This is a genomic window from Cupriavidus sp. 01L46 (genome assembly GCF_056399905.1).
On record NZ_JBFTSF010000017.1, the window covers coordinates 1 to 12,529 of the forward strand.

At 67.2% G+C, this 12,529-nt stretch carries 8 protein-coding genes; 7 read left to right on the forward strand and 1 reads right to left on the reverse strand.

Annotated elements, in window-relative coordinates; genetic code table 11:
• The first annotated feature begins 37 nt into the window (after positions 1-37).
• Positions 38-1,465, forward strand: coding sequence for a cache domain-containing protein (locus tag AC1DS3_RS05075; protein WP_441640449.1), 1,428 nt, complete (start codon positions 38-40; stop codon positions 1,463-1,465).
• Complete coding sequence (locus AC1DS3_RS05080) at positions 1,462-2,130, forward strand: response regulator (RefSeq protein ID WP_441640450.1); 669 nt, start codon at positions 1,462-1,464, stop codon at positions 2,128-2,130. The genes AC1DS3_RS05075 and AC1DS3_RS05080 overlap by 4 nt, the downstream gene beginning before the upstream one ends.
• 76 nt (positions 2,131-2,206) lie before the next feature.
• Here the strand turns inward: AC1DS3_RS05080 and AC1DS3_RS05085 are convergent, their stop codons facing one another.
• A complete protein-coding gene (locus AC1DS3_RS05085) occupies positions 2,207-4,063 on the reverse strand; it encodes a phosphoenolpyruvate carboxykinase (GTP) (RefSeq protein ID WP_477109316.1) in 1,857 nt (618 codons plus the stop codon).
• 569 nt (positions 4,064-4,632) lie between these two features.
• Here AC1DS3_RS05085 and AC1DS3_RS05090 point away from each other — a divergent pair.
• From AC1DS3_RS05090 to AC1DS3_RS05110, 5 genes are all read left to right on the forward strand, one after another.
• Positions 4,633-5,646: a D-2-hydroxyacid dehydrogenase family protein gene (locus AC1DS3_RS05090; protein WP_441640452.1), complete on the forward strand. Its 1,014-nt coding sequence runs from the start codon at positions 4,633-4,635 to the stop codon at positions 5,644-5,646.
• A 146-nt stretch (positions 5,647-5,792) separates the two neighbouring features.
• A complete protein-coding gene (locus AC1DS3_RS05095) occupies positions 5,793-6,968 on the forward strand; it encodes an MFS transporter (RefSeq protein ID WP_441640453.1) in 1,176 nt (391 codons plus the stop codon).
• A gap of 201 nt (positions 6,969-7,169) precedes the next feature.
• Positions 7,170-7,799: an MOSC domain-containing protein gene (locus AC1DS3_RS05100; protein ID WP_441640454.1), complete on the forward strand. Its 630-nt coding sequence runs from the start codon at positions 7,170-7,172 to the stop codon at positions 7,797-7,799.
• Positions 7,800-7,997: 198 nt separating this feature from the next.
• Complete coding sequence (locus tag AC1DS3_RS05105) at positions 7,998-9,242, forward strand: efflux RND transporter periplasmic adaptor subunit (RefSeq protein WP_441640455.1); 1,245 nt, start codon at positions 7,998-8,000, stop codon at positions 9,240-9,242.
• An 18-nt stretch (positions 9,243-9,260) separates the two neighbouring features.
• Positions 9,261-12,458: an efflux RND transporter permease subunit gene (locus tag AC1DS3_RS05110; protein WP_441640456.1), complete on the forward strand. Its 3,198-nt coding sequence runs from the start codon at positions 9,261-9,263 to the stop codon at positions 12,456-12,458.
• The last annotated feature ends 71 nt before the right edge of the window (positions 12,459-12,529 follow it).

Below are 12,529 nucleotides of genomic sequence, written 5' to 3' on the forward strand. Positions count from 1 at the left end.
TGCCGCTTGCGCGTCATCCGTGTTTACCCCGGTCCCGATGAAACTCCGTCAGAAAATCCTGTTATTGGCCGTCGCGCCGCTCGCCGTGGCCATGTTCGGCATCGCGCTGGCCGTGCGTTACCAGGCCACCCAGCTGGCAAGCCACGAGCGCGCCCTGGTCGAGGCGGCCTACCTGCAGAGCAAGGAAGTCGAGCTGCGTCACTACGTAGAACTGGCACAAAGCGCGATCGCGCCGATGGTGCGCTCGGGCCACAACGATGCGGCCACCCGTGACGCCGCCATGCAGGCCTTGGCGCGCCTGGACTACGGCCCCGACGGCTACTTCTTCCTCTATGACCTGCAAGGCCGCAATCTGATGCACCCGCGCCAGCCCGAGCTGGTCGGACAGGATTTGTGGAGCCTGCGGGACCCGCAGGGCGCGCTCACCATCCAGAAGCTGATCGCCGCGGCCCGTTCCGGCGGCGGGTCGGTGCGCTATATGTGGAAAAAGCCCTCCTCGCGGCAACTGGCCCCCAAGCTGGGTTACGTGGTCGCCGTGCCGGAGTGGAACTGGATGCTGGGCACCGGCATCTATCTCGACGACGTGGAGCGCACCCTGCGCCAGCTCGATGCGCGGGCGGAGACCGATATCCGCGAAACCATGGCGTGGATCGGCGTGATTGCCGCGATCAGCATCCTGCTGGTGGCCGCCAGCGGACTGGCGCTCAATGTGAGCGAGCACCGCGAGGCCGACGCCAAGCTGCGGCAGCTGGCCCAGCGCGTGGTGCAGTCGCAGGAAGAGGAGCGCGCGCGGCTGTCGCGCGAGCTGCACGATGGCATCAGCCAGCTGCTGGTGTCGGTCAAGCTGCTGCTGGAGACGGCCGCCAACCGCCTGCGCATGGCCCCGGACCAGGGCCAGTCGGTTGCGCCCGTGCTCGGCACGGCGCTGGTCCGCCTGGATACGGTCTTCAACGAGGTGCGCCGGGTGGCGCGCAACCTGCGCCCCGCTCTGCTTGACGACCTTGGCCTGTTCGCCGCGCTGGAGCACCTGGCACGCGAGATGCAGGAAGGCAGCGGGCTGCAGATTTCCGTGTCGCACACGGGCAAGCCGCGCGAACTTGCCGACGAGCAGGCCACAGCCCTCTATCGCATCGCCCAGGAGGCCCTGACCAATGTGGAGCGGCATGCGCATGCGCGCCATGTCACGCTGATGCTGGCGTTCGATGCCAACGCTACCCGGCTGACCGTGCAGGATGACGGCGCCGGCTTCGACGTAGCGCGCATGCAGCTCGATCCGAAGCGCGGCATCGGCCTGCGCAACCTGCGCGAGCGCATTGCCGCGCTGGGCGGCGAGTTCGATATCGTCTCCGGGCCGGGCTCGACCCGGCTGAGCGCAGCGGTGCCGGTGGTGCCGGCACCGTCGGCCGCACGCCACCACCCGGATTCGCCAGATTCGCCAGATTTACGAGGAAACCCCCACTCATGACCCCCGCCCCCGCCCGCGTCCTGTTGATCGACGACCATGCGCTGGTGCGCGACGGCATGCGCATGCGCCTTGCCCTGCAGCCCGAGCTTGCGGTGGTGGGCGAAGCCGACGACGGCGAGGCCGCGCTGGCTTGGCTGGCGCGGGCCAGCGCCGAGCACATGCCTGAGCTGGTCATCACCGATATCGGCATGCGAGGCATGGGCGGCATCGCGCTGGCCGCCGCGCTGCATGAGGACTATCCGGAGCTGGCCGTGCTGATCGTGTCGATGCACGACAACCTCGAATACGTGCGCCAGGCGATCCGCGCCGGCGCGCGCGGCTATGTGCTCAAGGATGCGCCCGCCGACGAGCTGATGGCTGCCATTGCCGCGGTGCTGGCCGGCCGCGTCTTCTACAGCGCCCGCATCGCCCGCAGCATGGCCGAGCAAACCCCGGCCGCCGGGCCGCTCGATGCGCTCACCCCGCGCGAGCGCGACATCTTCAACTGCATCGGCCGCGGCCAGGCCAACAAGGACATTGCCGCCGCGCTGGGCGTTTCGGTGCGCACCATCGAGACCCACCGGCTCAACCTGCGGCGCAAGCTGGGCATCGAAGGCCGCGCGGAGCTGGTGAAGTTCGCCGTGGAGCAAGGCAGCACGGAGGGCGGCCCGAGCGGGTCCCAATGAAAAAAGCCCACCCCTGTTAACGGAGTGGGCGTGTGGCTTTGGCCTGTTCGACGGCTTCGGCTGGTGTGCCTGTTATTTAGGCAGCAAGACGCTTGGCCAGCGCGGCCTTGGCATCCACCAGGGCTTGCGGCAGGTTGTGCTTGAGTTGCGTGAACAGCTCCTCATGCAGCGCCAGTTCCTGTTGCCAGGCGGCGTGGTCGATCGAGGTGACCTGCTCGAACTGCTGCTTGGTGAAGTCCAGGCCTTCCCAGTTCAGGTCCTCGAAGCTGGGCGAGGTGCCGAACACGTGGTCGGTGCCCTTGCCACGGCCTTCGACGCGGTCGATCATCCACGACAGCACGCGCATGTTCTCGCCAAAGCCCGGCCACACGAAGTTGCCGGCTTCATCCTTGCGGAACCAGTTGACACAGTAGATGCCCGGCAGCTTGGCGCCGGACGCTTCCAGCTTCTTGCCCAGCGCCAGCCAGTGGCCGAAGTAGTCGCTCATGTTGTAGCCGCAGAACGGCAGCATGGCGAACGGGTCGCGGCGCACCACGCCTTGCTGGCCAGCAGCGGCGGCGGTGGTTTCCGAGCCCATGGTGGCGGCCATGTAGACGCCTTCGGTCCAGTTGCGCGCCTCGGTCACCAGCGGCACGGTGGTGGAGCGGCGGCCGCCGAAGATGAACGCGTCGATGGCGACGCCAGCGGGGTTGTCCCAGTTATCGTCGATCGACGGGCACTGCACGGCCGGGGCGGTGAAGCGGGCGTTGGGGTGGGCAGCCTTGGCGCCGGTTTCCTTGGCGATGGCCGGGGTCCAGTCCTTGCCCTGCCAGTCGATCAGGTGCGCCGGGGCTTCCTTGCTCATGCCTTCCCACCACACGTCGCCGTCATCGGTCAGCGCCACGTTGGTGAAGATGACGTTTTCCTTCAGGGTAGCCATCGCGTTGAAGTTGGTCTTCTCGCTGGTGCCCGGGGCCACGCCGAAGTAGCCGGCTTCCGGGTTGATGGCGTACAGGCGGCCGTCCTGGCCCGGCTTGATCCAGGCGATGTCGTCGCCGATGGTGGTGACCTTCCAGCCTTCGAAGCCCTTGGGCGGGATCAGCATGGCGAAGTTGGTCTTGCCGCAGGCCGACGGGAACGCGGCGGCCACGTGGTACTTCTTGCCTTCCGGCGAGGTCACGCCCAGGATCAGCATGTGCTCGGCCAGCCAGCCCTCGTCGCGGCCCATGGTCGAGGCGATGCGCAGCGCGAAGCACTTCTTGCCCAGCAGGGCGTTGCCGCCGTAGCCCGAGCCGTACGACCAGATTTCGCGTGTTTCCGGGAAATGGACGATGTACTTGGTCGGGTTGCACGGCCAGGCCACGTCTTTCTCGCCGGCAGCCAGCGGCTTGCCCACGGTGTGCACGCACGGCACGAACTCGCCATCGGTGCCCAGCACGTCGAACACGGCGCGGCCCATGCGGGTCATGATGCGCATATTGACGGCAACGTACGGCGAATCCGACAGTTCCACGCCAATGTGGGCGATCGGCGAGCCCAGCGGGCCCATCGAGAACGGCACCACGTACAGCGTGCGGCCGCGCATGCAGCCGTCGAACAGGCCGGACAGCGTCTGGCGCATTTCAGCCGGGGCGGTCCAGTTGTTGGTGGCGCCGGCGTCTTCCTTCTTCTGCGAGCAGATGAAGGTGCGGTCTTCCACGCGCGCCACGTCGGATGGGTCGGACAGTGCCAGGAACGAGTTCTTGCGCTTGGCCGGGTTCAGGCGCTTCATGGTGCCGGCGGCGACCATCTGCTCGCACAGGCGGTCGTACTCTTCCTGCGAGCCGTCGCACCAGTAGATACTGTCGGGTTTGGCGAGGGCCGCGAACTCGGCCACCCAGGCGACCAGCTTCTGGTGCTTGACCCAGGCCGGTACGTTGAGTGCGGGCGTGCCCTGCATGGTGGGGTGGTTCATACTGCTACTCCAAAGCGTAAAGGAAATCTTGCAAAGCCAGGCCGGTTGCCGCGGCCGGGAGACGGCTGGCAGCGGCCCCACGACCTGGGCAGACCGCGGCAATTCGCCACTGGTTCCGCACCGGGCCGCGTAGGGCGGCTCTGACCAGGATCGTCACATCCCGTTACAACTGCACAGCGACCGGAACTGCGCAAAAGGTCGCGACAGGCCCCGCGGCTGCGCTACAGTTGCGCTTCGCCTTTGGCAGGGCCGGGCAGGCTTTGTCCGGCGCGGCTCGGGTGACGGGAGCACGGCTCGACCGACAATCTGGGGCGGCACCGGAACCGGCAAGGATACCACCGCCGCACGCCGCTGTTTTTTGCTCCGCAGCAATGTTTGTGCGCGATTCCGGGCCATGCCGTATTGTCTCGTCTGCCTGTCCGTCGGCTCACTTTCGTGTCGAGTGGGATTGTTCCCGCCGCGTGCGGCATTCGGTGCGGTGTCGGGCGGCAGATGCTAAAACTATAACGTTGATGGGTGCGCCTCAATGTGGGTGTGCGCACCTTGCGATAGCCAAAATAGAGTTTCCGATGAAGATTGCCGTACTCGACGACTATCAGGATGCCGTTCGCAAGCTGTCGTGCTTCAGCCTGCTCGATAGCCATGACGTCAAGGTGTTCAACAACACCGTCAAGGGCGTTGGCCAGCTGGCGGCACGCCTGTCCGACGTGGAAGCCGTGGTGCTTATCCGCGAACGGTCGCGCATCACCCGGCAACTGCTGGAAAAACTCCCCAAGCTCAAGATCATCAGCCAGACCGGGCGCGTTGGCGGCCATGTGGATGTCGAGGCCTGTACGGAGCGCGGCGTGGCGGTGCTGGAAGGCGCCGGCTCGCCCGTGGCCCCGGCCGAGCTCACCTGGGCCTTGATCATGGCGGCCCAGCGCCGCATTCCCCAGTACGTGGCCAGCCTCAAGCACGGCGCCTGGCAGCAGTCCGGGCTCAAGTCCACCACCATGCCGCCCAACTTCGGCCTGGGCCAGGTGCTGCGCGGGCAGACGCTCGGGATCTGGGGCTACGGCAAGATCGGCAAGCTGCTGGCGGGCTACGGCCGGGCCTTCGGCATGAATGTGCTGGTATGGGGACGCGAGAACTCGCAGAATGCCGCGCGCGAGGACGGCCTGGCCGTGGCCGAGTCGCAGGAGCAATTGTTTACCGACAGCGACGTGCTGTCGCTGCACCTGCGCCTGAATGACGAGACCCGCGGGCTGGTCAAGCTGGCCGACTTCTCCCGCATGAAGCCCACCGCGCTGTTCGTCAACACCAGCCGCGCCGAGCTGGTCGAGGAAAACGCCCTGCTGGCCGCGCTCAACCGCGGACGTCCCGGCATGGCGGCGGTCGATGTGTTCGAGTCCGAGCCCATCCTGCAGGGCCACGCCCTGCTGCGCATGGAAAACTGCATCTGCACGCCGCACTTGGGCTATGTCGAACGCGAAAGCTATGAGATGTACTTCCGCATCGCCTTCCAGAACATCCTCGATGTGCTGAGCGGCAAGCATGACAGCATCGCCAATCCCAAGGCGCTGACCCCGGCGCTGTCGCGCTAAGCGCTGGCCCGCAGGCGCCCACCCGCCGGCCCCCTCGCCGGCGAGTGCGCTACGCGCAACGCGAACCGGGCAAAACCGCTACACTCGGACTTCCCGCGCGGCCTCTGGCCGCGTTTTTCGTCCCCCCCTTCTCCGCCCCCGTCGCCATGGATCCCAGGCTCGTGATGCTGTGCCTTGGCAATTTTGTCATCGGTACCGGCGCGATGATCGTCACCGGCATGCTCAACGACATTGCCGGCGATTTCCAGCTCGGGGCCGGCACCGCAGGCCAGTTGATCTCCGTGTTCGCGCTGGCGACCTGCGTCGGCGCGCCCTTGTTCGCCACGCTCGGCTCGCGCATCGACCGCCGGCTGCTGCTGGCGGGCTCATTGCTGGTCTATGCCGCGATGCACCTGGCCGCGGCTTTTGCGCCGAGCTTTGCCAGCCTGATGGCGATCCGCTTCCTGAGCGCGATCGGCGCGGCCATCTTCACCCCGCAAGCCGCCGCCACCCTGCCGTTGCTGGTCAACGCGCAGACGCGCGGGCGCGCCATCAGCTTTGTCTTCCTGGGCTGGAGCGTGGCCAGCGTGGTGGGCGTGCCAATGGGGACGTGGATTGCCAGCACGCTGGGCTGGCGCTTCAGCATGGGGCTGGTGGGTTTGCTGGCGCTGGGCGCGTCGGTGGGCGTGTGGCGGGCCTTGCCGGCGCGGCTGTATGTGGAACCGGTGGGCCGCGCGGCCTGGGGCGCGGTGCTGCGGCACACGCCGATGGTGCTGGTGGTGGCCACCACCATGATCCAGTCGGCCGGAATGTTCACGCTGTTTACTTATATTGCCCCGCTACTGCGCGACGTGCATGGCATCAGCGGCGGCACGCTCAGCCTGATGTTCCTGGCTTACGGCGCCTGCGGCGTCAGCGGCAATGTGCTGGCGGCGTCGCGCATGGACCGTGCCACGCCCGCGCGCATCGTTCAGGCCGCCATGCTGACCTCGCTGGCGGCCATGCTGCTGTGGCCGCTGGCGACACTGGGGCCGGTGGCGCTGGTGCTGATCTTCATGCTGTGGGGTGTCGGCGGCTTTGCCACCAACAGTGCGCAGCAGGCGCGGCTGGTCGCGCTGGCGCCGGAGCGCGCGGCGGTATCGATCTCGCTCAACTCGTCTTCCATCTACCTCGGCCAGGCCCTGGGCGCGATGGGCGGTGCGGCGATCTACGCGACCGCTGGCGCCGACTCCCTGCACTGGGGGGCGGCGGCGCTGATGCTGCTGGCGCTGGTGGTGTCGCAGCGGGCGCGGGTGCTGGGGCAGCGCTGGTGCCTGCGCGAGACGGCGCGGCAGCAGGCCTGAGCCAACCGACTCATCGCCCCACTGGACCGAGCAGACAAAGCAGACAAAGCAGACAAAGCGGACAAAGCGGACAAAGCGGACAAAGCGGACAAAGCGGACAAAGCCGCCAGCCGTGCGGCGCCGCACACGCGGCAGCCGCTTGATACCTCTGTTTGGAAAATCCCGGCGCTAAGATAAAGGACACAGGATCAAGGAGACGGCATGAGCACATCCATCGGCATGCGCCTCATCGCCATCAGCGTCGGCAAGGCGGTCCCGCTCGTCGTGGCGGCGGTGGGCACCGAGGCGGTGGTGATGTCCGGCATCCGCAAGCATCCGCTCAGCACCTTGCTGCACCCGCTGTCGGTGGCGGTGAGCCCGCTGGGGCTGGCGGGCGACGAACAGGCCGACCTGAGCGTGCATGGCGGCCTGGACAAGGCGGTCTACGCCTACCCGGCCGAACACTACGCCTGGTGGAACGCGCGCCGCCGGGAAGCACGGCTGCCCGAGGCCGAGAAGCCGCTCGTGCCCGGCGCCATGGGCGAAAACCTGACCCTGGAGGGCGTGCTCGAGACCGATCTGTGGGTGGGGGATCTGCTGCGCATTGGCGACGTCGTGCTCCGGGTGGAGTCGCCGCGCCAGCCCTGCTACAAGTTCAACGCCGTGATGGGCTACCGCCATGCGATCAAGCATATGGTGCAAAGCGGCTATTCCGGCATTTACCTGAGCGTGGTCACCCCCGGCGAGCTCCAGGCCGGCGCCGCGGTGATCATCGCGCCGGGACCGCGCGATGTGTCGATAGAAAGCATCAACACCCGGCAACGCAATGGCCGCCTGAAGCCGCTTTTCTGATAATGTTTGACTCTCGATACAAGCAGGCATCTTTTCGCGCTGTAATAGTTTGTAATGGCGTGGATTGCGCGGGCACTGGCCTTCAACGCCCCTGATCCTGTACTACTAGCGGTTTTCCGCAGCGCGGCACCGGTTTCCCAGAAGGCCGGGCCACCGGGGAGCGGGCGCATTTTGCGCGCACTGTCAGAGAGTCCTCACATGAAAACGAACGGGATCGACCAGGCCAAGGGCTTCGTCGACGCTAAGTGGAGTCCTTCCACGGGTACCGGCGAGGGTGTGTCGCCCTGGTTGCTCGGTGTGGTCTTGATCGCGCTGGCTGCTGGCGGATGGTTCGGCTGGCGTGCCTGGACGGCGCCCAAGCCGGCGGCCAAGGCGCCGCCCGTGGTGGTAGTGACCACTGCGGTGGTGCAGCAGGGCGACGTGCCGCTGCGGGTGACGGCCAACGGCACGGTGAGCGCGCTCGCCACGGTGGAGATCCGCCCGCAAGTGTCCAGCACCGTGCGCACCGTCCATATCAAGGAAGGCCAGACCGTCAAGCCGGGCGACCTGCTCTTCACGCTCGACACCCGCATGGACGAGGCCAACCTCGCCAAGGCCCAGGCCCAGCTGATGCGCGACCAGGCCGACCTCTCCGATGCCCGCCGCACGCTGGTGCGCAGCAATGAGTTGCTGCAGCGCAACTTCATCTCCAAGAGCGCGGTGGATACGGCCCAGGCCAAGGTCGACGGCTTCGAGGCCACCCTGCGCGCCGACCAGGCCGCCATCGAAGCCAGCCGCGTGGCGGTCAGCTACGGCGCCATCCGCGCCACCATCGGCGGGCGCACCGGCGTGATCAATATGTTCCCCGGCTCGCTGGTGATGCCCAACAGCGCCCTGCCGATGGTCACCATCGCCCAGGTGCAGCCGATTGCCGTCACCTTCACCCTGCCCGAGCGCCAGCTCGCCGCGCTGCGCGAGGCACTGCACGCCGGCCCTGTTGCCGTGACCGCGCTGCCCAACGACGGCAGCAAGACCCCCGTGACCGGCAAGATCAGCTTTGTGGACAACACGGTGGACCCGCAGTACGGCAGCATCCGCATCAAGGCGCAGTTCGACAACGACGAGCAGCGCTTGTGGCCGGGGACGTATGCCAACGTGGACGCCGTGGTGCAGACCCTGAAGAACGCGCTGTCGGTGCCGCCGCAGGCGGTGGTGACGGGGCCGGAGGGCCGCTTTGTCTACGCTGTGCAGGCGGACAACCGCGTCAAGCCGATGCCGGTGAAGGTGCAGGTCTCTACCGCCAGCGCCGCCGTGATCGATGGCGTGCCGCCCGGCACGCGCGTCGTGGTGGAAGGCGCGCAGAACCTGCGCGCCGGCAGCATGGTGCGGGAAGCGACGCCCGCGGCCAAGGCCGGCGCGGCAAGCGCTGCCGCCGCCGATGCCAACGCCAATGCCAAGCATTGAGCCCAGGGCACTGACACCATGACCCTGTCCGAGCTTTGTATCCGCCGCCCGGTGATGACGATCCTGCTGTGCCTGGCAGTCATCGTCACCGGCATTGCGCTCTACCCCACCATCCCGATCGCGGCGCTGCCGTCGTTCAACTCGCCGGTGATCCAGGTCACGGCCACCTTGCCCGGGGCCAGCCCCGAGACCATGGCGGCCTCGGTGGCGACCCAGCTGGAAAAGCAGTTCGCCACCATTCCCGGCGTGTCGGTGATCAGCTCGTCGAACACGCTCGGCAACTCCAGCATCACCATCGAGTTCAACAACGACCGCGACATCGATGCCGCGGCCGTGGACGTGCAGGCGGCGTTGTTCCGCGCGCAACGCGCGCTGCCAATCGAAATGACGGTGCCGCCGTCGTACCGCAAGGTCAACCCGGCCGATGCGCCGGTGCTGCTGCTGGCGATCAACTCGCCGGCCATGAGCCTGGCCGAGCTCAACGCCTTCGGCGACAACCTGATCTCGCCCAGCCTGGCCACCTTGCCGGGCGTGGCGCAGGTGCAGGTGTTCGGGCAAAAGCGCTTTGCCGTGCGCGTGCGCGCCCACCCGGACGCGCTTGCCGCGCGCGGCCTCACGCTGGATGAGCTGGCCACGGCGCTCAACCGCGCCAACGCCAACACGCCGGTGGGCACGCTGGACGGCGCGCGCCAGACGCTCACCATCCAGGCCAACCGCCAGCTTGCCAGCGCCGACGCGTTCCGCAACATCATCGTGGCCAGCCAGCCCAGCGGCGCGCTGGTGCGGCTGTCTGACGTGGCCGATGTGGAAGACAGCGTCGAGACCATCAAGACCGGCAGCTGGCTTAACAACGAGCGCTCGATCGTGCTGGCCGTGCTGCGCCAGCCCGATGCCAATACGGTGGCGGTGGTGGACGCCATCAAGAACGCGCTGCCGCGCCTGATCCAGCAGATGCCGGATTCGGTCAACGTGGCCGTGGTCAACGACCGCTCGCAGTCGATCCGCGAATCCATCCACGACGTGCAGTTCACGCTGGCCCTGACCGTCGGGCTGGTGGTGATGGTGATTTTCCTGTTCCTGCGCCGCGCCGCCGCCACGCTGATTCCCACCGTGTCGCTGCCGATCTCGCTGATCGGCACGGTGGCGCTGATGAAGGCCTTCGGCTACAGCCTGGACAATGTGTCGCTGCTGGCCATCACGCTCGCCGTGGGTCTGGTGGTGGACGATGCCATCGTGATGCTGGAAAACATCGTGCGCCATATCGAGGAGGGTGTGCCGCCGCTCAAAGCCGCGCTGGTCGGCTCGCGCGAGATGGGTTTCACCATCCTCTCGATCTCGATCTCGCTGGTGGCGGTGTTCATCCCCATCTTCTTCATGCCGGGCGTGATCGGCTTGCTGTTCCACGAGTTCGCGGCGGTGGTATCGCTGGCCATCCTGGTGTCGGCGCTGGTGTCGCTCACGCTGATCCCGATGTTGTGCGCGCGTTTCCTGTCGGCCGAGAACGTACCGATCGACGAGTCGCAACATGCCTATGGCGACCACGCGGATGCCGGCCATGCACCGGCCATCGTGCAGAAGCAGACCATCGGGCTGCGCTCCACCCAGTGGTTCGAGAACCTGTTCGAATTCACGCTCCACCGCTATGCGCGCGGGCTTGACTGGTGCCTGGCGCACCGCAAGTCGGTGCTGGCGGTGGCCGGCCTGACCTTCGTGCTGACCGCGGTGCTGTTCGTGATGATCCCCAAGGGCTTCTTCCCGGAAGAAGACATCGGGCAGATCCAGGTCAATGCCGAAGGCCCGCAAGACATTTCCTTCGACGCCATGGCCGAGCGCCTGCGCGATGCGGCCGAGCGCATGCGCAAGAACCCGGCGGTGCGCAGCATCGTGATCTCGATCGGTGGCGGGCCGTCCCCCGCTATCAACACGGGCCGCATGTTCGTCGAGCTCAAGCCGCTGGGCGAGCGCCCCAAGATGGCCAAGGTGGTGGAGTCCCTGCGCAAGGACGTGTCGGGCATCGCCGGCCTGGCGGTCTACTTCTCGCCGGTGCAGAACCTGCGCCTGGGCGGGCGCCAGAGCAAGAGCCGCTACCAGTACACGCTGCAAAGCGTGAAGGCCGGCCAGCTGCAGGAGTACTCCGACAAGCTGATGGGCAAGATGCGCGCCGATCCGCTGTTCCGCGATGTCACCAGCGATTCGCAGCAGTCGGGCCTGGAAGCGCAGTTGTCGATTGACCGCGACAAGGCCAACGCGCTGGGCGTGCAGATCCAGGACGTGCGCCAGGCGCTGTACTCCGCCTTTGGCGAGCGCCAGGTCTCCACCATCTACACGCCGATCGACAACTACTACGTGATCCTGCAGGCGGCCGACATCGACCGCGCCGACGAGACCGCGTTCTCCAAGATCTACGTGCGCAGCAAGACCGGGCAGATGGTGCCGATCTCCGCTTTCGCCACCACCGAGCGCCGGGTCGGGCCGATCGCCGTGAACCACCAGGGCCAGCTGCCCTCGGTGACGGTGTCGTTCAACCTTGCGCCCGGCGCGGCGTTGGGCGCGGCCTCGGCCAAGATCGATGCCTACAAGCAAGAGATCGCCATGCCCACCTCGATCTTCACGAGCTGGGGCGGCGACGCGGCGGTGTTCCAGTCGTCCCAGGCGACGCAGGTGCTGCTGCTGGTGGCGGCGCTCGCGGTGATCTACACGCTGCTGGGCGTGCTGTACGAGAGCTACATCCATCCGCTGACCATCCTGGCCGGGCTGCCGTCGGCGGCCGTCGGCGCGCTGCTGACGCTCTTCCTCTTCAACGTGGAGCTGTCGCTGATCGCCACCATCGGCGTGCTGATGCTGATCGGGATCGTCAAGAAGAACGCCATCATGATGATCGACTTCGCGCTGGCCGCGCAGCGCGAGCAGGGCATGGCCCCGGCGCGCGCGATCCGGCAGGCCTGCCTGCTGCGCTTCCGCCCGATCATGATGACGACCTTCGCCGCCGTGATGGGCGCGCTGCCGCTGGCGCTCGGCCTGGGCGCGGGCGCCGAGCTGCGCCAGCCGCTGGGCCTGGCGGTGGTGGGCGGCCTGCTGTTCTCGCAGGTGATCACGCTGTTCATCACCCCGGTGATCTACCTGGCGCTCGATCGGTTCTCGGGCACCGGCCCGCTGCAGATCGACGAAGAAGGCAATCGTCTGCCGGCCCTGGTGGGCGGGGAGGCTGCGCACTGAGCGTGCTGCCGTAGCAAATTGCGACGCCTCGGGGCGGTGCCGGATCGGTCGGCACCGCCCTTTTTGTTTCG